This is a genomic window from Lysinibacillus sp. S1 (genome assembly GCF_044986265.1).
In the GTDB taxonomy this organism is placed as follows: domain Bacteria; phylum Bacillota; class Bacilli; order Bacillales_A; family Planococcaceae; genus Lysinibacillus; species Lysinibacillus capsici.
Map to the genome: position 1 here is coordinate 1,667,547 of NZ_CP173154.1, position 22,598 is coordinate 1,690,144.

Here is a 22,598-nt window from a genome sequence, read left to right on the forward strand (position 1 = left end):
TCCCCTTTGCTTAATCAATTTCTATGTGGCGTACTGTCTCCGTAATCGTCGAAATAACTGTATGCTCCACCATCGTATTGGCTTGTCGAATGGCACTGAAAATCGCTTTCGCATTTGATGATCCATGTGCCTTAATAACAGGTGCTTGTAAGCCAAACAATCCTGCGCCACCATACTCTGTATAGTCCATTTTATTTTTCAAGTCACGTAAATTATTTTTCATGAGCGCTGCTGAAATTTTCGTTTTCGTTGAAGACATAAAGGCCTCTTTTAACATAGAAAATAAAGCACCTGCTGTCCCTTCAATAGACTTCAACACCATATTTCCTGTAAAGCCATCTGTTACAACAACATCAGCTACTCCCTCAAGTAAATCACGTGCTTCTACATTTCCAATAAAATTCAAATCTGCTTCCTTCAATAATTCGAAGGCAGCTTTTGTTAATTCATTCCCTTTTTTATCCTCGGTACCGATATTTAATAAGCCAATTCGTGGTTTTTGCAAACCTCCAACCTTTTTAGCATAAATATCACCCATAATGGCATATTGCACTAAATGCTCTGGGCGAGCATCTGCATTTGCCCCTAAATCAAGCATTAAAAACCCTTTACCGTCTAATGTTGGTAGCGTTGTAGCTAATGCTGGTCTAGCTATTCCCTCAATGCGACCTACTTTAAATAGGCCACCCGCCATCAGGGCCCCTGTGTTCCCTGCAGAAAGGCAAGCATCTGCTTTACCCTCCTCTACTGCATCCATCATACGTGCCATGGAAGAATCCTTTTTTCTACGAACAGCACGGGCAGGATCATCAGTTCCTTCTACTGCTTCCTCACAATGTATAACCTTTAATCGATCATGTTGTTTTAAAAATGGTTCCAGCTTATCTTGATGACCATATAGTTGAATTTCTAAGTTTGGAATTTGCTCTAATGCTAAAAGTGCACCTTCAACAACTGACTTTGGTGCATTGTCTCYWCMCWTTCCATCAARCGCTAWTTTCATTGTTACTCACCTTTACCTTTCGTGCGGTACWTATCAAACTCACCAMCAAAMACGGTTTCACCATTAACGGTAGATGTTACCTCAACTTTTGTTCGATGTGTTTGTCCATCTCGTCCKATAMMAMYCGMTTTTRTWAYAACWCGATTTCVAGCTHGTACAGGTTTCACAAACGTAATATTGGAATGTACGGTTAATGCTAGTTCGTCATCAATTACTGCAACCGCTAATGAATTTGCTTGCGCAAACAAATGATGCCCACGTGCGATGCCATTACGCTGAAAAACATGTTCTTCTTGTACATCAAAAATCGAGAGTGCTCGATGATCTAATTCAATATCTACTATCTCCCCAATGACCTCATCAATCGGGAGAGATTTTACTTCATTTTCATAGTTTTTTGAAGCAACATCTTTAATTCGCTCGCGTAATTCTGGTATTGATAATTCCATACGGTCTAAACGAATTGTTTGGACACTTACCTGAAACTGTGTTGCTAGCTGTTCATCTGTGACGAATGGATTTTCAGCTATCGTTTCAGATAGTAGTCGCTGTCGCTCTTTTTTCGTTCGTCTCAACTTCATTCGCCACCTTTTGAGTTGTTATTAGCACTTGGTACTAATATCAGTATATAGAGTATAAAAAAAGAATGCAAGACTTGTTTTGAAATCAAGTACTTACATTCTTTCTGTGCTAACAAGCTTCTCAGATTAATCGAAGCGCTCTCCTTGTAAAACACCAGTATCTTCTAGCATTTTACGCAAGTATTGATAGTCGTCATCCTGCCAAAACTCTTTTGTTTCAAGCATCTCTGAGGCATCTTTTCTAGCGGTCTCCAATATACGATAATCATGTACTAAATCAGCTACTTTAAAATCAGGTAAACCACTTTGCTTTCTACCAAAAAAGTCTCCTGGTCCCCTTAATTCAAGATCTTTTTCAGCTAAACGGAAACCATCATTTGTTTCTGTCATCGATTGCATACGTTCTTTCCCCTCATCAGACTTAGGATCTGCAAGTAAAATACAGTATGATTGGTGCTCACCACGACCAACACGACCTCGAAGCTGATGCAGCTGCGCTAGGCCAAAGCGTTCAGCATCATAGACAAGCATAAAGGTAGCATTTGGTACATTTACACCTACCTCTACAACGGTTGTAGAAACTAAAACTTGAATAGTCCCTTCACTAAAAGCACGCATAACCGCATCTTTTTCATCTGCTGATAAACGCCCATGCATTAAACCAACATGATAACGATCTTTAAAATAAGTCGCTAGCTGCTCATAAATTTCCACAGCATTCTGAACATCAAGCTTATCGGATTCCTCGATAAGCGGACAAATCGCATAGGCTTGTCTTCCAGCCGCTAGCTCTAATTCTAGCTTAGATAAAACGGAGCCGAATTGTTCTTTCTTCATCCAATGCGTTTCAATCTGCTTACGCCCTGCTGGCATTTCATCAATCATCGATACGTCCATTTCCCCAAATGCAGTAATAGCTAATGTTCGTGGTATCGGGGTAGCTGTCATAAAAAGCACATCGGGATTCTCCCCTTTATCACGCAAAATACGTCGTTGCTCCACACCAAAGCGGTGCTGTTCATCCGTGATGACAAAGCCAAGTTTATGAAAAATAACATCTGGCTGGATTAGTGCATGTGTACCAATAACAATATCAAGATCTCCATTTGCCAAATCAGCTAATATCACACGTCGCTCTTTTGTTTTAGTGGACCCGGATAAGAGTGCAACACGAACACCAAATGGTTGGAACCATTCTTTCAAATTCTCTAAGTGCTGTTCTGCTAATATTTCAGTTGGTGCCATTAAGGCTCCTTGAAAACCTGCTGTTACGGCTGCATATAGCCCTATTGCTGCTACAACGGTTTTACCCGAACCTACATCCCCTTGTAGCAAGCGATTCATTCGATGCGGCTCCTTCAAATCCTTACAAATTTCATTCACCACGCGTTTTTGAGCATTCGTTAATTCATAGGGTAAGGAAGCGATAAAATCTCGTAACTTATGCACACAAAAAAGACCAAGAGGGCTTGGATCACTATCCTTCCTTATTTTCCGWAAAGCTTGAATACGCAATTGGAAGTTTAATAGCTCCTCATAGGCAAAGCGTCTCCTTGCTTGTTTAGCATGCCCAGCATCCAGTGGAAAATGAATACCCTCCAAGCCCTCTCTTATTGAAACAAGCTTATACGACTCTTGTAAATAATATGGAATGGTCTCTGGCAGTACTTCTCCACAATCATCTAACACTTGTCGCATATATTTTCGAAATCTTTTTTGGGGGATCAAGCCTTTCAGACTATAGACAGGCTCAAAGTCAACTTGATCTGTTTTAGGACCAAATGTAACTGAAGTGCCATTGATTACTTGTCTACCCCGATCCCATTTACCAGTCACAGTAATAATGGAACCAGGTACAAGCTTTTGCTTTAAATAGCCCTGATTGAAAAATACGACTTTTACTAAATGTCTTCCTGCTAAAACAGTTACTTGGAGTCTTGACTTATTACGACCTAAAAATAAAATCGTAGGCTCCCGCTCCACCTTACACTCAACTGTAACCCGTTCGTTATGTGGTGTTTGCGCTAAATCTTTTAAACGAAAATCTTCATGTCGATGTGGGAACGTCCATAATAAATCAGCTATTGTATTGATTCCTAGTGATTCAAGATGGGCTGCTGTTTCTTTCCCGACGCCTTTTAATTCATTGACGGGTCCATATAATTCAGTCATCTTATCCAACAACTCCATTCATTGATTGTTTATGTAGTGTTATTCTCTCTCTATCTAAATTACCATAAATGATTTCCCTAACCCTACACATAAGCAAAAACCCTACCAATGATTGATAGGGTTAAACTTTTGATTATTTAATTTCACAGGAGAAACATGTAATTTCTTTCACATATTGCTCATCAACTTCTATTCCTAATCCAGCTTTATCACTTAACTGCAGGATGTCTTTATAGTATGTAACATTTGCCACATCTTTTACAAACATTAATGGTCCGACCATCTCGTTTGTATGGATAATCGACTTACTGATGGCTAGGTGTGCCCCAGCCATTGTTCCGATTGCTGATTCAACCATAGAGCCAACTTGGCAAGGCATCTCTGCAGCCTCCGCAAGACTTGCAAGCGCTAAAGCTGGATAGATTCCACCTGATTTCATTAATTTTATATTTAGCATATCGGCAGCACGCATTTCTATGACATCGACTAAATCATAAATATTATGAACACCTTCGTCTACCATAATACTACAAGGTGAAAGGGCTCTGATTTCTTTTAACGCTCTTAAATCATGTGCTTTTACAGGTTGCTCGTACCAGTCTACATGACAAGCTGTAGTTTCTCTTATTACTTTTAGTGTCTCCATTCTATTCCAACCTTGATTGGCATCTACTCGCAGTTGCACCTCCTCACCTATTGCTTCTCTTACAGCACGAATACGAGCAATATCTAAATCAGCATTTGTACCAACCTTAATTTTAATATTACGGAAACCCGATTTTACAAATTCACTTGCATCTTTAGCCATTTCCTCAGGACTCTTAATGCTAATCACTCTTGGCACCTGTAATTCCTCATGTGCTTTTCCACCAATTAATTGATAAACTGGTTGACCAGTCATTTTCCCCATCAAATCGTAGAGTGCAATGTCCAATGCGGCTTTTGCTGAAGGGACTCCATCAATTTTTTCATTAAACTTTTTATGGATACGGTCTACTGCAAATGGATCTTCATCAATCAGTAATGGCGCTAGTTCATGTTTAATAACGTGATACGTGCTCTCCCAAGTTTCACCCGTCACATTTTGATCAGGCACAGCTTCGCCCCAGCCAACTACACCCTCATCCGTCTCGATTCTGGTAAGAATAGTTGGCATATCATCTAAATGAACATAAGAAATAACGAAGGGTTCCTTTAATTGTAAACGTGCTGCAAACACTTCAATCTTTTTTATCACGATGTAAAACTCCTTTTCGTATAAATAGTCTGATTATTTATGTTGCAAGATAATATTTATAAATAGTTGAATCGCATCAGGGAAAACATCTTCATCTAGATCAAATCGTGGATGATGATGTGGATATTGGCTTTTTTCACCACCCATACCTACAAAAACAAATGCTCCAGGCTTATGTTGTAAATAATAAGAAAAATCTTCTCCACCCATGACTGGTTCGACTACCTTAAATGCGGTATCTCCGAATTGTTCCCGTACAATCGATTCAATAAATCGTGATTGTGTTGGATCATTGACGAGCGGAGGTGTTCCTAAAATAAAATCGATTTTTCCTTCTGCTCCAAATGCTCGGCAAATCCCTTCTGTTAAACTTACCATTTTCGTTTTAATGATTTTTACAGTGTTCGGTGTCAATGCTCTGATCGTTCCAGTTAATTTTGCCGTATCAGGAATAATATTATAAGTGGTTCCCGCTTGTATATTACCAACTGTAATGACACCCGCATCGATAGGATTGACATTTCTACTTATGATACTTTGAAAAGCTTGCATTAAATGGCTAGCTATATAAATAGGATCAATTGTTTCATGTGGCATCGAACCATGACCACCATACCCTTGAATTATAATTTCAAAATCATCAATAGAAGCCATCATCGGTCCATGTGTTAAACCTATCTTCCCTTTCTCTAAACCTTGCCATAAGTGAATGCCAAAAATAGCATCTATATCTTCCAACACACCTTTTTGAATTAATAAATCAGCGCCACTTGGCGTGATTTCCTCTGCTGATTGAAATATAAGCTTGATATTCGGCTCGATTTTCTCTCTATTTAAGCTTATCCATGTTGCAACTGCTAATAAAATCGCTGTATGACCATCATGGCCACACATATGAGCAACACCTTGCCTGTCTGAAATGTACGGTTTGTCTCCCTCTTCTTTTATAGGTAAGGCATCTATATCGGCACGTAATGCAATAGTTTTTGTTCCCTTTGTCCCTTTTATAAACGCCACTACACCTGGAGGTTCATAATCTAGAATTTCTATATCTAACTCCTCTAGTCTTTTGCGAATAAACTCACTTGTTTCGTATTCTTCACCAGAAAGCTCTGGGTATTGGTGCAGATGACGGCGATCCTCTATTGCCTTTTCTGCTAATTTTTTTATATTCATTATTTCCATTGTTAAACTCCTTTAGAAAGGTCCGTATTGTATGACTTGTGCAATAATGAGCGATATTACCGCAACTGTTACTTGAATAAGCATAAACGGAAAAATCCACTTTATCCATTTACCCCAAGGAATACCCGCAATTGATAATCCCGCCATTAAAAAACCTACTGTTGGGAATATAATATTCGACATACCATCGCCAAATTGATAGGCAAGTACGGCTGTTTGTCTTGTAACACCGATCATATCTGATAAAGGTGCCATAATTGGCATCGTTAAGGCAGCCTGTCCACTTCCTGATGGTACTAAAAAATTTAAAAATAACTGGAAGATAAACATCCCTACAGCATTTAGTGCAGGTGGAACTGAATCAAGCAATGCAGATGTGTAAAAGAGAATTGTATCAATTAATCCTGAGTTATTGAAAATCACTAAAATAGACTGAGCTAACCCAATGATAAGAGCGCCACCAACTAAATCACCTGCGCCCTTCATAAATGAATTAGCAATATGCGAAGGTGATAATTTGCCAATAAGCCCCATTAAAATACCAAACAATAAAAATAAACCAGCTATTTCAGTAATGTACCAACCTAGTTTTACAACCCCGTACATCAATACGATAAAATTCAAAAGAAATGTAGCCATAACAAGCTTATGTCTTATTTCCATTTTCGAATTCCCCTGTACGAAATCACCCTCATCATTGCGAAAATTTCCATAAAAGCCGAGTTTAGGATTATTTTTCACTTTTCTTGCATAGCGATAAACATATATTGTTGCTACTGTGTATAAGACAATAAAAATGACAATTCGAAAAGCAATTCCTGAAAATAATGGCAAGCCCGCAATCTCTTGCGCTATTCCTACTGTAAACGGATTCATAACAGCTGCCGAAAATCCGACAGATGCACCAAGAATAACAATTGCAAAACCTGTAATTGCATCAAACCCTAGGGCAACAGCAAGCGGTGCAAGAATCCCTACATATACAATCGTTTCATCAGACATCCCCATTAATGACCCAGCACAGGCGAAAAACAACATTAATACTGGTATTATTAACATTTCGCGTTTTGCCATTTTTACAGATAGCATGGCGATAAAGGATTCTAATGCCCCTGTGGCTGATAGTATTCCAAAGGTACCTCCTACAATCAATACGAAGAAAATAATACTTGCTCCTTGCATCATGCCTGAATGTACACTGCTAAAAATATCCAAAAATCCAATGGGGTTCATATCTGTAAAACTAAATGTCCCAGGTTGAATCACTTGACGTCCATTAACTTCTTCCCGTTGAAATGAACCAGCTGGAATAAAATACGTTAAAATAGATGATATAACAATAAGGCAAAAGATTAACACATAAACATTAATTCCTTTTTGTTGCTCTATTTCTTTATTAGCTATAAATTTACTCATCCGCCATCCTCCTTAATTGAATCATTGAATAAAAACAAATTTTTATGTCCACTATCAATACGTAACATATCTCTCCAACATAAAAAGCCATCCCCTTTTTTTGAAATTTCCGTCTTATTCATTGTAATTGATAAAAAAATAAATAAAAAATTACTATTTTGAATAGTTACTATTGATAAATTTACATATAAATTCATCGGGATACATCAAAAAAATTACAAATAAAAAGAACGTTACATCCCTGCGATTTCACCAGGCAGCAACATTCTTTTCATTCTTTTCGATATACAAACCAATTAAATTGTTTTCCATGTGTCTTTAACTAAATCAATAAATGTACTTACATTACTAAATGTTTTAGCATTTTGAGGAAAAATTAAATAAGTAGGTAACTTTTTAGGGAATCGGTACAGAACTTGAAGACTCCCTTTTGTTACCTCTTTTTGAATAATAATATCACTCAACAAGGCTAGACCCACTTGTTCCATTACTGCTCTCTTAATTGCTTCCTCGCTTCCAAATTCCACTATTGTTTGTGGCTTACACTTAATTTCTTGCAGGCAACTGACAATACAGTCATCCATTCCATAGGTTATAAAGGGATAATCATCAAATATTTCCTGCACAGTGCGATCCTTTATAATAAGCGGATTTCCAACCAATACTAAATCCTCTTCCTCCAATAAAATCCCCTCTACACCAGCGTAACTAGGGGATCCAGCTACAAAACCTATATCTGCTTGGTTTGAACTCACAAGTTTGGCTGTTTCTTTACTATTGGCACAAAGAAGTTTTAGGTTTACCTGAGGGTACTGTTTTAAAAACGAACCGATAATATGTGATAAATAATAGCCGCAATAAAACTCTGGTGCAGCGATTGTCAAATGACCAAATGGCTTTTCGAAATTCTTCAAATCCTGTTCCATTTCCTCAATAATCCCAAATAATTGATCTGTATGTTCCTTTACTATTTTTCCTACTTGAGAAAGAAACATTTTCTTACCCATTCGATTAATTAAGATATGCCCTAACTCTTCCTCTAACGCTTTAATCTGTTGGCTAATTGTAGGCTGGCTATAATTAAGAATTTCAGCCGCTTTTGTAAAGTTGAGGTAAGTTGAAACAACATGAAATGTTTTCAAATTACGCAAATCCATCTCTATTCACGTCCCTGCTATATAATTAAGATAAATATATTTCCTTATTAAAATTTAATTATACTTAAATCGACAATGTACGTAAGAGGTTTTTTCTTTCCAGTAAGTTATCAACCAACATAAAAACATGCTACCTATTTAGATAGCATGTTTCTTATTTTTATTGAAGTGCTTTAATGCTTTGTAAGCCACCATTTTCAAGGATGGCTTTACTGATCGCCTTCCCTGTTGGTGTTGCTGCTAGACCGCCTCGTGCCGTCTCTTTAAGATTAGGACTCATAGATTGTCCAATGCGATACATAGCACCAATTACTTCATCACATGGAATACGACTTGTTACACCAGCAAGTGCCATATCCGCCGCTACTAGGGAGTTAGATGCACCCATTGCATTACGTTTGACACAAGGCACTTCAACCAAGCCTGCCACTGGATCACAAACAAGACCTAGCATGTTTTTTAATGTAATGGCAAATGCTTCTGAACATTGCTGTGGTGTACCTCCAGCCATTTCGACAATAGCAGCGGCAGCCATACCTGCAGCTGAACCAACCTCTGCCTGACAACCACCAGCAGCCCCAGAAATGGAAGCGTTATTGGCTACCACAAATCCAAATGCTCCTGACGTAAATAAATAACGAATCATTTGCTCACGAGTTGGATTTAGTTTGTTTTTTACTGCAAACAGTGTTCCTGGTACTACACCTGCTGAACCTGCTGTTGGTGTTGCACAGATTGTTCCCATTGCAGCATTTACTTCATTAGTTGCAACCGCTTTACTTACTGCATCTAATAATAAATCACCTGAAAGTGACTTTCCTTGTGCAATATAATTTTGAAGTAATACGGCATCCCCACCAGTTAAACCTGTTACTGATTGCACACCTTGTAATCCACGTTCAATTGCTTCTTCCATCACTGTTAAATTTCGATCCATTTGCTGGATGATTTCTTCACGCGTTCTACCAGTTATCAATATTTCTTGTTCAATCATAATTTCTGATATTAATTTATCTTCTTTCTCTGCTCGTTCAACAAGTTCACGAACATTATGAAATAAAACGTCCATCACGGGACACCTCCTTAGTTATTAATTTTTGAGACCTTTGTAATATATGGAATTAAAGATATTTGCTGTAGCACCTTATCCTCAATGTTTTGATCAACTTCAATCACCATCAAAGCAGTTAAACCTCGTTCGATACGTGATACCTCCATATGCCCAATGTTGACTTCATGCATCGCCAAGCAATTGGCTACATTGGCAATACAGCCAGCACGATCGTCATGAACAACAAGAATAGCTGGCATACCACCAGTTAAACGTAACTTAAAGCCATTGACTTCACTGACTTCAATTTTTCCGCCACCAATWGAAATACCGACTACTGACATTTCCCCTTCATCGTCTCCAATGACAAGTCGAGCCGTATTTGGATGCTCGGTATTAGCNNNNTCAGGAATGAATTCGTATTCTAATCCTGCTTTTTTGGCATCTTCAAATGCCGTTTTAATACGATCATCAAATGTATCGTAATTTAATAAGCCTCCTACAATCGCAACATCTGTACCATGCCCTCTATACGTTTCTGCAAACGATCCATATAAATGAATTTTTGCCCATTTAGGTTGTCTACCAAATAAATCCCTTGCAACACGCCCGATGCGAGCTGCTCCTGCCGTATGAGAGGAGGAAGGCCCAATCATGACTGGTCCAATAATATCAAATACTGAAGTAAACTTCATACAAACACYCCTCTATTCTATCCGTATAATAATATTTATKTTTATTTATATCATGCTTGATAGTTACTATAAAAGTAAAGCATTTAATTTATCAACTTTCAGAAAATTACCACTACTATAATTTATAGTAAATATTTATGCTTATTTATTGTCCGTACCATATATACACAACTACGAAAGCGGCGACATTCCAATATTTCCAAATTTTATATCCTGTGGGTACGTACATTGAATGATTCATATTTAGTACGTTTTTAATAAATTTAATCCAACATTCTCTTTGTAGCATAAACAAAAGCAGTACACGTTTTGTGCACTGCTTTCTTTACGGAATAGCAAAGTAGCATGTAATTATTCTACTGAAATAATATATGGATATAACCCTTGTTTACCATCAAATAATTCAACTTCTACATCCGGATAGTTCTCTTCTATGAAAGCTACCAACTCAGAGGCAGCTTGTTCAGTTGTATCTTCACCATAAATGACTGTAACAATCTCAGCATCTTCATTAACTAAATCCTTAATTACTTTTTCAGCTGCATCCTTTAGTGCTGGTGTAGAAAGGACAATTTTTCCTTCTGCCAATGCCATAAAATCATCTTTGTGAATTTCAACACCATCAATAGATGTATCACGCACTGCATAGGTAACTTGACCTGTCTTCACATTTGTAAATGCTTCTGACATTGTTTTTTTATTTACATCAACAGCTGCCTCTGGGTTAAACGCTAAAATCGCTGCCATTCCTTGAGGAATCGTCTTCGTAGGAACTACTGCTGCATCAATTTCTAATAGTTCAACCGCTTGCTCCGCTGCCATCACTATATTTTTATTATTCGGTAAGATTAATACTTTCTCTGCACCGATTTCTTGTACAGCCTTCACGATATCTTCAGTTGAAGGATTCATTGTTTGACCGCCTTCAATGACATAGGAAGCACCGATAGAGCGCAATAATTCTGCCACACCTTCACCCATAGCAATCGTTACAATAGCATATGGATGTTTTTCTACTTTTTTAGCAGGCGTAGGGGCTTTATGTTCCTCGCCAACGATTGCTGAATGCTGCTCACGCATATTATCAACTTTAATTTTTATAAGACTACCGTATTTTTGGCCAATTGATAGAACAGAACCTGGTTGCTCGGAATGGATATGAACCTTCGCAATTTCCTCATCTGAAATAACAAGTAAAGAATCACCTAAAGGGTTTAATTCATTACGGAATTGTTCTTCATTAAAAGGTTCTTTTCCTTCTTCTAAGCGTACCATTATTTCTGTACAGTAACCAAATTCAATATCAGCAGTGTTCATGAAATCTTGGGCTCTATGATGTTCTGCATTGATTAAATCATCTAGCGTCGCATCATTTTTCTCCGGAAGAGCCTCCCCCTTTAAGGAAGCTAAAAATCCTTCATACACAAATAGTAAGCCTTGACCACCACTATCTACCACACCAACTTCTTTTAAAACAGGCAGTAGGTCAGGTGTACGATCCAACGATGCCTTTGCCTCTGCTGTAAAAGCTTCCATTACGGCAATGATATCGTTTTCAGTTTCTGCTACTTCTACACCTTTTTTCGCAGCTTCACGTGCCACCGTTAAAATTGTTCCTTCTACTGGCTTCATAACAGCTTTATATGCCGTATCAACACCCGCTTGGAATGCTCCAGCAAAGCCCTTTGCATCAATTGTTGACTCCTTCTCAATAAACTTCCCAAAACCACGGAATAACTGAGATAGAATAACGCCTGAATTCCCACGCGCTCCCATTAACAAGCCTTTTGATAATGCCTGTGCTGTTTTACCAATCCGCCCATACCCCTTTTTCACAGTTTCCTTTGCACCAGATGTCATCGATAAGTTCATATTTGTACCTGTATCACCATCTGGAACGGGGAAAACATTTAATGAATCTACATAATTTGCATTTTGGTATAGGTGATGCGCCCCCATTTGTACCATTTCAGCAAACTTTATACCGTCTAAAGACTGCATTCGATTTAGTTCCTCCTCTTAATTCGCTACACGAACGCCCTGTACAAAGATACTGACAGATTTTACGCTCATACCTAATGTTTTATCTACTGTATATTTCACTTTCGATTGTACTTGATAAGCCACTTCCGAAATTTTTGTCCCGTAACTAACAATAATGTACATATCTATATGTAAATCGTCGTCCTGTTGTCGAATTACAACACCTTTTGCGAAGTTTTCTTTACGTAAAATATCAGTTAGACCATCACGAATTTGATGTTTAGATGCCATGCCAACAATACCGTAGCATTCTACAGCAGCTCCACCAGCAATTTGTGCAAGTACATCTGTTGAAATATCAATTTGGCCGAATTCATTGTTTAATTCAATTGACATAGAAATGCCCCCTTGKYTCTTTTTGACTAAACTATATTGTAACACTTTCGTTATAATTTAAGCAACCTAAGGGGGTATTGAAGGGCTTTGTAGCAACGTTTTCTGACTTCAAATAGACGCATTTGCTTCTTCATCAAAAATTGCCATTTTGCAGAAATAGTTATTTCGTCCGTTTTGCTTTGCCAAATATAGCGCTTGGTCAGCTAATTCACAACATGTTTGTAAATGCTCATATTTTGCGATTTTAGCTTGACACATTCCAATACTAACAGTAACTTGTTGGGCAATAGTAGATTGTAAATGCGGTATATTAAGTTGTCGAATTTCTTCTAAGATTTCTTCACATACAGGTTCAGCAACCTTATGAGTATGCTGGCTTATCATAACAAACTCCTCGCCACCCCAACGGGCAACAAATGCATTATACTTCCCTGCAATTTCCTCCAATAGAGATGCGACTTTGACAATTGCTGCATCTCCCTGCAAATGACCATAATAATCATTAAATTTTTTAAAGCAATCAATATCAATCATTATGACTGTTAAAGGTTGTGTGTGATAAAGTTGCTGTCCTATCTTATTCAATTTTTGGTTAAATGCACGTCGATTAGGTAGATTCGTTAAAGAATCTTTTAATGCTTGCTCTGCTAATTCATTATTTTTAATAGCCAACAATTCTGATAGTCGCTTCGTTTTAGTCATTTCCTCATTCAATAAAATATGCTGGGTATGGATTTGTTTACGAACCTTATAGGTCTGATATTGAATCATTACACCAATAGGTATTAATAATGACATGGGTAATATAATTTTTATATTTTCACTCGATATTCCAGCACTCATATATGCACTCACAATAATGGCTGATGCAGAAAGCAAAATAATCCAGACAATTTTTCGTAAAGGTAACGCGAATACTGTACAAATAATGATTAAAATAACCTCATAGAGTGCTGCATGACGGAAAAAGTAAACATCCAATACCGATATCGCAGTAATCAAAAGCATTATTGTGTAAATATAAACAACAACCAACCGTTCATACTTCTGTATATTAACAGGAGTAATATGAATTCGCTTTTCTCGGATAAACAATAATACTGCAACATCTATATAAAACATAGCGATATGAATGGCAATATAGACGGGAACCATGGCTCTTTCCGCCTTCACAAAAAATACCTCTCCATAATGTATTAACGAAATAATGACTGATACATACATGAGTGTCCAAGCAACTATTCTCATCCCTTTTAAATTCGACTGAACCATTTCTTCGCGAATAGAAAAAGCTAATTTTTCTTGATTTTCCATCATGCTCTCTCCTCATGCCCACTTTCAAATAATTATAATGTCCTATATGTATCGTCATGATCTCTCTCTATACAAGTCAATATGAACCTTTCAGACGACCTTCCTTGTTTGTTCCTTTTCATCTTTAACTKTTTACATTGTATTCAATTAAATATCGAAAAAAAAAATTTATTTGGCTAAAATAGACTTTTAATAAGCGTGTCAATCATAACAGGCATCTCTTTAAACGCACTATCCACATGCAATCGTTCTGTTTTTTGATGGGCATCCTTACCAAATGGACCGACATTTAAGACAGGACCTTGTAATGCCGCCATCTCTTTGAATGGAATATGATACGTATCGCCCCATACAGGTGTGTTCCGTTCAAATGCTAGCCACTCATTGGATGCATCTGAATAATTGACATAGCTTAAATCACAAATTCCGTTAAAGTAGTGGATCTGCTCCACCTCAATATCAAATGTTTGAGCTGTTTGCTTCATTAATTCAATCGACTGTTTCACTAATGGATGGTTGGATGAATTAATGGCTGGATAGTAAGGTGGTGCATATAACAGAACTGTGGCAGGTGCTAATTCCTGACAGCGAATCATGAGCTGATCCACAATACGAATGGATTTTTCACGATCATCCCATGCAGGATGCTGCTGAACCTGGTGCTTAATCGCTTGTACTTCCTCAGCTCCTAACTTATGGATCGCATGCTCCAATAATGCCTCATAGCGTAAGACCTTTACCTTGCCCACACCCTGAACATTTTCGCGTGTACAAATGTCCTGATAGTGCGCATTGCAAGCAGCCATTGCCTGTAACGCAACTTCCTCAAAAATAGCCATCACCTCAGCCGCTGTACGTTTTAACAAAAAGACATTGTAAAGTGCCGCCGCACGGTATGGTGTTTGTGTAGAATACTCCATTTTTAAATCTTTTAATTGTAGAGAGACGGGTAGTGGTGTGCTTTCGCCTAAATCTGTTTCACGGAAAAGGGGATTCCACTCCATATGCTGTGTCATATAGGAAGCGATAAAGGGAGCCGTCATCCCTTTTAATGGCTCACCAACATGTGTCTCTTTTCCGTAGAACAAAGCAGCAGGCATGATTTTACCAATTGTACCTGAATAAATATATTCATTCGTATCCGAAGGCCCTTGTGAAAACGATGGCTCACTATTTAAAAATAATTTATAGGTTAAGCCATGCTGTTCCCGCAGTCTCACCAGTTCCACAACAGCCGCTCTCATACCAGCAGCGTTGATTTCCTCMTCAGGMACCGTTKWTAAAATCMAMTTWATCSKNCAWWGCTYAARGCKTGCCTTTTCGWKCAACTGCATGTGTAAGGCAAGACCCATTTTCATATCCATTGTGCCGCGTCCAAATAAATAATTCCCAGACGCCAAATCAATGCGAGCTGCCTCTGGTAAATCTTTTAGGTATTTAGGTTCCATTAGCTTTTTCGTTAGTTCTTCTGGAGAAAAGGCTAACGGCTCTAGTTCACCATATTCTTCTGTATGCACGGTATCGAAGTGACTGATTAACACAACGGTTTCAGTTGCGGTTGGATGCTTATAGAAGGCTGTCACTGCATTTCTGCCAAGTCCTGCATCATGTAATTCAATCAAGTCTGGGTGCTTTTCAAAATATGGRWGCKKNANYWNTTTTTCTNTTCGTCGAAAGGCAAATTTATTTTCACCCTCCGTTAATGTTCGGCTTTCCCAGCTCACAAGTTCACATAATAGGGCACGTAGTTTTTCGGGTGTATCCCACATAAAAGTATTCATGATTTTTTCTCCTTTTACTCCCATTCGTTAGAGGTACGATTAACGAACTTCTAGTGTTTCTTCACTTTTGCTATCTGTAGCAGCAGTCGCCGCTTTCTTTAAKTTCAATTGATAAAAAATCATACAGGCAATAAAGAAGCCAATCCCGTATAGTAAACCAATCCTTTGCGTTGGATCAAACGCTAAAAATACTAAAATTAAAACACAAAAGATTATACAAAATACTGGAATCAACGGGAATAGTGGTGTTTTAAATTTTAGATCAGCCACATTTCCTCCCGACTTCACATAGCGATAACGGAACATTAACTGAGAAGCACATATCCCCATCCATGAAATTGTGACAGATATACCTGCTACCGACATTAGTAATACAAATACAGCATCAGCTTCCATTACACTAGTTAATAAAGATAAGAGTGAGAATACCATCGTAAAAACAAGCGCATTTAAAGGTACTTTATTTTTCGTTAATCGACCAAATAACTTGGGCGCCATCCCCTCTTGTGACATGGAAAATAATAAACGTGTTGATGCATATAAACATGAATTACCGACTGATAAAATAGCTGTCAAAATAACAAAGTTCATGATACCAGCTGCATATGGTACACCAGCTAAATTCATTAACGTGACAAATGGACTTTCCATAAGCCCAAGCTCTGATGCTGGGAATATTGCCBATMATACAATAAYGGAAGCAATATAGAAAACGATGATTCTAAATAGAATTGTACGAATCGCTCTAGGAATATTTTTTTCAGGGTTCTCGGTCTCCMCTRCTGCAATACCCACCAGCWCTGATCCCTGATAAGAAAAAATTACATTCATCATTGTGACAAAAATAATCGTAATACCTGCTGGGAATAAACCAGAAGGTGCTAAATTTGTGAGATGTGGAGTAGGACGATCTGCTAATGGAATTAAACCAAAGATTGCTGCTCCACCAATAATGATAAATGCAATCACTGCAACAACTTTTATACTAGCAAACCAGAACTCTGCTTCAGCAAAGCCCTTCGTTGTTAAAGCATTTAAGACAAATAAAAGAACCATAAACACAGCACACCATATCCAAATTGGTACACTTGGAAACCAATGCTGCATTAAAATACCTGCAGCCGTAAATTCAACGCCTGCTGTGGCAGCAGATCCGACAAAATACATCCAACCTAATGAAAAACCGGCTGAAGGACTAATGAAACGTGTTGCATATGTTTGGAAAGAACCTGTAACAGGCATGTAAACAGCCAATTCCCCAAGACAATTCATGACCATAAACAAAATTAAGCCACCAAATAAGTAACCAATCAGTGCACCGCCGGGTCCTGCCTGGTTAATGGTATAGCCTACATTTAAAAATAAGCCTGTTCCAATAACACCCCCAAGTGAAAGCATTAACAAGTGACGACTTTTCATCGAACGCTTTMATTGAWKRTWGKRWMGYYGRYSSCSTYWRWWSTGTATACAGAGATACTTCCCATATAATGTAAAAATATTAAATATTCAGATATTTTAAGAATGAAAGTACCCAATCAATTTTCTCTTTTAAATTGATTGGGTATTGTTAGATTTACTTAAAAACGTAATGATAAACAGCTTAAACCACCATCGTGTTTTCTAAATTCAGACATATCAAGTTCAATTGTTTGATAGCCAAGGTCCAGTAATTTACGATTTGTTTCTGGATAGCCAGCTGGAATAATAATATAATCATTTACTTGAATACAGTTAGCTGAATATTCATCCTCTTTAGGAATCACGATTTTTTCGTAAGATTCAAATGCAGGATGATCGACAAATTCACCAGCTAGCACCATACGATTCTCCCCAACATAGGCAATTCCAGTTTTTAAGTGGAAGAATTCTTTTAATGGAATAATAGTTGCTTCATAACCTTCTAGTTCAACAATCTCTTTAAATTGCTGAGCGCCTTCTTCATTTGTGCGCTCTGAGATCCCTACGTAAAACTTTTTCTCTGCTTGTAGTACATCTCCACCATCAAGTGTTCCAGAACCTTTAATATAGTAAATTTTTTCATAGAATTGCTTTACAGCTGGTTCGATTTCTTCAATTTCGCGGTTACGAGCTGCTGCTCCAGGATTCGATATAATAACAWATTCAKGCRWKAAWACAGCTGTATCCTCTACAAATGTTGAATCTGGAAATGCTTCATTTGCTGGTAATTGTGTWACTTCTHCWCCKCATTTTTHTAAAGCCTMTACATAATGTTCATGTTGTTCAAATAATTTTTCTAAAATCGGCTTTCCTAAATCACTAGTTGTTAAACCGTTTACAAAACTATTTCCTGGATTTTTAACAATAACATTTTTAAACATATTCATYTTCTCCTTTATCCTCTTACTACTGGGCAAGTTAGGCAAGTCGGCCCACCTGTTCCTTTAACAGTAATTTCATCGCCTTTATATTCGTACACAGTTGCTCCAGCATCAAGTAGCTGTTGCTTTGTTTCTTTGTTGCCTTGAGGAATCACACATACCCTTGGTGCAAGCGCTAAAACATTACAGCCTAACGAATCDTATTCATCTKTAGGTACTTCTACTAGCTGGATGCCACGCTCAATTADCAGTTGTCTGAAAAATACTGGCATTAAACGCGAATGCACAACAGCTAAATCTCGGTCTACCATACTTATGAAAGACATTAAATGTAAACATTCAGCTTCACCAAGATCATGTGGTAGTTGTACAACTATAAATTCATCTACCATATCGGCTGTCATTTCCTTTAACTGACGAATGGCTTCATCGTTTGTTCGATAACCTCTACCCACAACGAGCGTTCGATCATCTAGCCAAACAATATCTCCACCGTCTGAAACTGCCTCTCCAGTAAGTTCACCAATTATTGGTATACCTTTTTGCCGTAAAAAGTCCTTGTATACTGCTGCTTCTGGTTGTCTTAATTTTTTGCCTGATTTCAGTATTATGGCACCATTTGGAGTGAATTTAACTGGATCATGTGCATAAAGAGAATCTAATCCTACTTCATCTGCTATAGGCAGATATTCAATAGTCTCAACATACTTTCCAAGAATCCCAATAAATTCAGCGTATTCGCTTAGAGCTTCTTCATAATCAGGCTCAGATAAGTAGTTAAATGTTTTCCATTCCTCACTAAGATGTGTCTGGCTTCGGAAAGCATCTTTTGGATCTTTTACAATAACATGTTTCAAAGGCGCATACATTGATGAACAATAATGCATTCCWTWCACMTCAKWWCCGCATAGTDGAMDACGTTHYCNTTAAGARGWAWRTTDVWATGAAGAATATATTYGTTTTATGHTATACTGTCAATAKATTTADAAAACTTTTATTTTTCTTTTAATCTAGATTGCGTTCACGCTTGGAAAAAATGCTGTCGTTTATTAAAGAAGCCTTAAAGGATCCTTTTGTAGCTTTCGTGTATTAAAATAAGCATTTGTTTAGACTTCTGATTTGTACGGGAATATTGGAACTAGACGTAGATGGAGAATAAAAATAAAATAGGATGAAGGGAGGTGGGACAAATGCAATTATTAGAGCGGGCGATGACAATTGCCAAGGTTTTAGCTGCTGATGCAAACGACAGTAGCTTGTCCATTTCAGAGCTTTCTACAAAATGCGATTTACCGCTAAGTACTTTACATAGAATTTTAAAAGCCATGATTAAACAAGGGATGATTGAGCAAGATGAACAGACTAAATATTATCGGCTTGGAACCATATGGATGGAACTTGGCTTACAGGTATATGATACGATGGATTATATTAGCAAAATCAGACCTGAGTTAGAACGATTAGCCAGGGAGGTTGAAGAAAGCGTTTATTTAAGTAAACCAGCTGGATTAGATACGATTATTATAGAACGGATAGACAGTGCAGCTAATCCGATTCGTATTTATGATCAGTTGGGTATTCGCATACCTATGCATATCGGAGCGGCCAATAAGGCCATACTCGCCTCAATGTCAGCGCTACAATCCAAAGAAATTCTAGAGCAACTAGTAACTAAAGATGAAATGGCCGAATTAGAGGAGCAGCTTCACCAAATTCGACAACAAGGCTATGCAAKAAGTCATGGAGAWCGAACTGCAGGTACTTCCTCTATTGCTGTCWCTGTTTTAGATGGTTTTGGTGAAGTGATAGGAGCAGTCAGTATTGGTTTTGTAAACTTTAATGTCTCTCAAGATCATATTAATACATTGATTGAGCGATTAGTTGATACTGGTAGACGTGTATCGCTGAAACTTGGTTATCGAGGAAAAGGATAGGAGAACTATTCCCCATTAAACTTCTCTACTTTTCATAAATGTTTTATGTCTGTAAAGGTTTTTTTCTTGAAAGGTTATGTGAAAACTGTTGCACTGAACGCCATCGTATGTTAAATTATTATGGTATGTGAAATACCGAACTGAAATAATAATCTTTCAGCATCAACAGTAAGGAGGGAATACAACATGCCAAAACAATGTGTAATCACTGGACGTAAAGCTCGTACTGGTAACAACCGTTCCCACGCTATGAACGCTAACAAACGTACTTGGGGTGCTAACCTTCAAAAAGTTCGTATCTTAGTTGACGGTAAACCAAAACGTGTATGGGTTTCTGCTCGTGCATTAAAATCAGGTAAAATCGAGCGCGTTTAATCGCTGCTTCTAAAAAATCGATTTCGCATTGAGCGCAATCGATTTTTTTCTTGATTAGTATTCTAGAAGAAAGTAAAAAATCCGACTAACACTAGTCGGATTTTTTTACTTTCTTATCTWTTTTAAATRRGWWRRTACACGTACGYKTGATACTACTCACGAATTTCGGCAATTGGAACGTATATACTTTCAGGACTCTCTCCCCCTTACGCTAATCTATGCTTCTTATCATTAAACATATGCCTTGCGAGAAAGATATAGACCCTGAAGTTCCTATTATTTCATTACTTGTAAATCGAGATGTTCCTAAGGAAATTTCCTCATTCGTTGTTTCATATTTTACTTGTCGTAATGTTACACCTTGAATAGGCTCCTCGTGAGCAAAAAAAGACAAGTATCGGTATCGATCATCTGCATAAATTGTATGTGTACCTGGTAGTAAAAATTGCAACATATTAGTATGATTGATTATCTTTAACTCAATTTGAGGATGCTCTTTTTGTAACCGATAAATAGAACGAACAGCTGCCTCGTAATGATCTAAACGCCCACCCGTCACACCTGTCAAAATAATTTCTTGTGGTGCAAACGTATAGGCTTTAAGCAAAGCTAAATCCGTGTCTGTTTCATTTTTCTCTTCTTGAAAACGTTGTTGATCATTGGTTTGTGCCATTACTTGTCGATATTCTTCATCCGTTAAAGAATCAAAATCACCAACAATAGCATGGGGCGTAATTCCTTGCTCAATTAAATATAAAGCGCCACGATCAGCCCCGATAAACACAACATCCTGTTGTTGCTGAAACGATGAAAATGAACAAAGCTCATTTTTTGGACCACCTGCACAAACAACGACTGTCGTCATCCTTTAATCGCTGCCTCACCAGCTAGTAAAATCTCTTGAAGAGCAGCTGTTCGATCTTCTTTACTATAGATAGCTGACCCAGCTACAAAAATTGTCGCTCCAGCCTGTGCACATGGCACAATTGTTTCAGCAGTAATACCACCATCAATTTCAATGGCAATATCTAAGCCTCGCTCCTTAATTATTGTTGATAATGCTTCAATTTTAGGTACAACAGAATGAATAAATTTTTGTCCACCGAATCCAGGATTAACAGTCATTAATAATACCATATCAATATCTTCTAAAATGTGTTGAATTGATTCTATCGGTGTATGTGGATTTAATACGACACCCGCTTTTACACCAAAAGAACGGATTAATTGAATTGTTCGATGTAAATGACGGCATGCTTCTACATGTACTGTAATATAATCTGCTCCAGCTTTTGCGAACTGTTCAATATACTGATCTGGATTTTCTATCATTAAATGCACATCTAATGGTAACTTCGTTAATGGACGGATAGCATCCAATACAATAGAACCAAATGAAATATTCGGTACAAAGTGACCATCCATTACATCAATATGAATAAGTTGTGCACCTGCTTGCTCTACTTCCTTTACTTCTTCACCTAACTTTGCAAAATTTGCTGCTAAAATTGATGGTGCTATTTGTATCATCATTAATACCTCGGCTTTCGATCCATAATTTCTTGCATAAATTGTTCATAATGCTTGTAGCGGTAGTCTCGAATTTCCCCTGCTTCTACTGCTGCCTTTACTGCACATTTTGGCTCTTTCAAGTGTAAGCAACCTCTAAATTTACAATCATCCGCTACTCTAGCCATTTCAGGAAAACATACACCTAATTCTTCTTTCTCAATTTCGTCAAAATCAAAGGAACTAAATCCAGGCGTATCTGCTAATAAACCATCACAGACCTCTATCAGTTCAACATGTCGAGTAGTATGTTTACCCCGTCCTAAGCTTTGGGATATAATACCCGTTTTTAAGTTCAACTCTGGAATGAGCGTATTAAGCAAAGTTGATTTCCCAACGCCCGATTGGCCAGCTAAAACGGTGGTTTTTCCCTTTAAAATAGGACGTAACCGTTCTACTAATTCTTCTTC

General features: G+C 37.7%; 20 protein-coding genes and 2 pseudogenes. 2 read left to right on the plus strand and 20 right to left on the minus strand.

Features of this window, described 5'->3' with window-relative positions; all coding sequences use genetic code 11:
* Positions 1–10: 10 nt before the first annotated feature.
* The 16 genes and pseudogenes from plsX to ACHZEU_RS08770 form a co-directional block, all read right to left on the minus strand.
* Positions 11–1,003 carry a phosphate acyltransferase PlsX gene (gene plsX, locus ACHZEU_RS08695; protein ID WP_404804356.1) on the minus strand — a complete coding sequence of 331 codons (993 nt, stop codon included), beginning with the start codon at positions 1,001–1,003 and terminating at the stop codon, positions 11–13.
* A 2-nt stretch (positions 1,004–1,005) separates the two neighbouring features.
* Positions 1,006–1,578 carry a transcription factor FapR gene (gene fapR / locus ACHZEU_RS08700; RefSeq protein WP_404804357.1) on the minus strand — a complete coding sequence of 191 codons (573 nt, stop codon included), beginning with the start codon at positions 1,576–1,578 and terminating at the stop codon, positions 1,006–1,008.
* A gap of 132 nt (positions 1,579–1,710) precedes the next feature.
* Positions 1,711–3,756, minus strand: coding sequence for an ATP-dependent DNA helicase RecG (gene recG / locus ACHZEU_RS08705; protein WP_404804589.1), 2,046 nt, complete (start codon positions 3,754–3,756; stop codon positions 1,711–1,713).
* 133 nt (positions 3,757–3,889) lie between these two features.
* Entirely contained in the window at positions 3,890–4,993 is a 1,104-nt protein-coding gene (locus tag ACHZEU_RS08710) for a mandelate racemase/muconate lactonizing enzyme family protein (RefSeq protein WP_083225383.1), read from the minus strand.
* Between the two features lie 33 nt (positions 4,994–5,026).
* Positions 5,027–6,178: a M20 family metallopeptidase gene (locus ACHZEU_RS08715; protein ID WP_054550501.1), complete on the minus strand. Its 1,152-nt coding sequence runs from the start codon at positions 6,176–6,178 to the stop codon at positions 5,027–5,029.
* 12 nt (positions 6,179–6,190) lie between these two features.
* The gene (locus ACHZEU_RS08720) at positions 6,191–7,594 is read right to left on the minus strand and encodes a YfcC family protein (protein WP_066037824.1); all 1,404 of its coding nucleotides are present in this window, start codon (positions 7,592–7,594) and stop codon (positions 6,191–6,193) included.
* Positions 7,595–7,890: 296 nt separating this feature from the next.
* Positions 7,891–8,736 carry a LysR family transcriptional regulator gene (locus ACHZEU_RS08725; protein WP_254660046.1) on the minus strand — a complete coding sequence of 282 codons (846 nt, stop codon included), beginning with the start codon at positions 8,734–8,736 and terminating at the stop codon, positions 7,891–7,893.
* 175 nt (positions 8,737–8,911) lie between these two features.
* Positions 8,912–9,820 carry an L-serine ammonia-lyase, iron-sulfur-dependent, subunit alpha gene (gene sdaAA / locus ACHZEU_RS08730; protein ID WP_004269428.1) on the minus strand — a complete coding sequence of 303 codons (909 nt, stop codon included), beginning with the start codon at positions 9,818–9,820 and terminating at the stop codon, positions 8,912–8,914.
* 14 nt (positions 9,821–9,834) lie between these two features.
* Positions 9,835–10,497, minus strand: coding sequence for an L-serine ammonia-lyase, iron-sulfur-dependent subunit beta (gene sdaAB, locus ACHZEU_RS08735; RefSeq protein WP_404804358.1), 663 nt, complete (start codon positions 10,495–10,497; stop codon positions 9,835–9,837).
* Between the two features lie 351 nt (positions 10,498–10,848).
* Positions 10,849–12,498, minus strand: coding sequence for a DAK2 domain-containing protein (locus ACHZEU_RS08740; protein WP_404804359.1), 1,650 nt, complete (start codon positions 12,496–12,498; stop codon positions 10,849–10,851).
* Positions 12,499–12,516: 18 nt separating this feature from the next.
* On the minus strand, positions 12,517–12,876 hold the full coding sequence (locus tag ACHZEU_RS08745; RefSeq protein ID WP_404804360.1) for an Asp23/Gls24 family envelope stress response protein: 360 nt from the start codon (positions 12,874–12,876) through the stop codon (positions 12,517–12,519).
* Between the two features lie 108 nt (positions 12,877–12,984).
* Positions 12,985–14,190 carry a diguanylate cyclase domain-containing protein gene (locus ACHZEU_RS08750; RefSeq protein WP_319840000.1) on the minus strand — a complete coding sequence of 402 codons (1,206 nt, stop codon included), beginning with the start codon at positions 14,188–14,190 and terminating at the stop codon, positions 12,985–12,987.
* 176 nt (positions 14,191–14,366) lie between these two features.
* Positions 14,367–15,971: pseudogene (locus ACHZEU_RS08755) on the minus strand (amino acid degradation protein).
* Positions 15,972–16,010: 39 nt separating this feature from the next.
* Positions 16,011–17,390, minus strand: coding sequence for an amino acid permease (locus tag ACHZEU_RS08760; protein WP_404804361.1), 1,380 nt, complete (start codon positions 17,388–17,390; stop codon positions 16,011–16,013).
* A gap of 158 nt (positions 17,391–17,548) precedes the next feature.
* Entirely contained in the window at positions 17,549–18,310 is a 762-nt protein-coding gene (locus tag ACHZEU_RS08765; protein ID WP_404804362.1) for a dimethylarginine dimethylaminohydrolase family protein, read from the minus strand.
* Between the two features lie 14 nt (positions 18,311–18,324).
* Positions 18,325–19,197, minus strand: a complete 873-nt coding sequence (locus tag ACHZEU_RS08770; protein WP_404804363.1) for a dimethylarginine dimethylaminohydrolase family protein — start codon at positions 19,195–19,197, stop codon at positions 18,325–18,327.
* 303 nt (positions 19,198–19,500) lie between these two features.
* Between ACHZEU_RS08770 and ACHZEU_RS08775 the strand changes: the two genes are divergently transcribed.
* A complete protein-coding gene (locus ACHZEU_RS08775; RefSeq protein ID WP_404804364.1) occupies positions 19,501–20,244 on the plus strand; it encodes an IclR family transcriptional regulator in 744 nt (247 codons plus the stop codon).
* A 186-nt stretch (positions 20,245–20,430) separates the two neighbouring features.
* Positions 20,431–20,619 carry a 50S ribosomal protein L28 gene (gene rpmB, locus ACHZEU_RS08780; protein ID WP_004227417.1) on the plus strand — a complete coding sequence of 63 codons (189 nt, stop codon included), beginning with the start codon at positions 20,431–20,433 and terminating at the stop codon, positions 20,617–20,619.
* A 91-nt stretch (positions 20,620–20,710) separates the two neighbouring features.
* Here the strand turns inward: rpmB and ACHZEU_RS08785 are convergent.
* From ACHZEU_RS08785 to rsgA, 4 genes and pseudogenes are all read right to left on the minus strand, one after another.
* A pseudogene (locus ACHZEU_RS08785) lies at positions 20,711–20,779 on the minus strand (hypothetical protein).
* A gap of 51 nt (positions 20,780–20,830) precedes the next feature.
* The gene (locus tag ACHZEU_RS08790) at positions 20,831–21,484 is read right to left on the minus strand and encodes a thiamine diphosphokinase (RefSeq protein WP_048395359.1); all 654 of its coding nucleotides are present in this window, start codon (positions 21,482–21,484) and stop codon (positions 20,831–20,833) included.
* Positions 21,481–22,149, minus strand: coding sequence for a ribulose-phosphate 3-epimerase (rpe, locus tag ACHZEU_RS08795; protein ID WP_048395360.1), 669 nt, complete (start codon positions 22,147–22,149; stop codon positions 21,481–21,483). The genes ACHZEU_RS08790 and rpe overlap by 4 nt, the downstream gene beginning before the upstream one ends.
* A 2-nt stretch (positions 22,150–22,151) precedes the next feature.
* On the minus strand, positions 22,152–22,598 hold a 447-nt coding region (gene rsgA / locus ACHZEU_RS08800), incomplete at its 5' end, for a ribosome small subunit-dependent GTPase A (protein ID WP_404804365.1).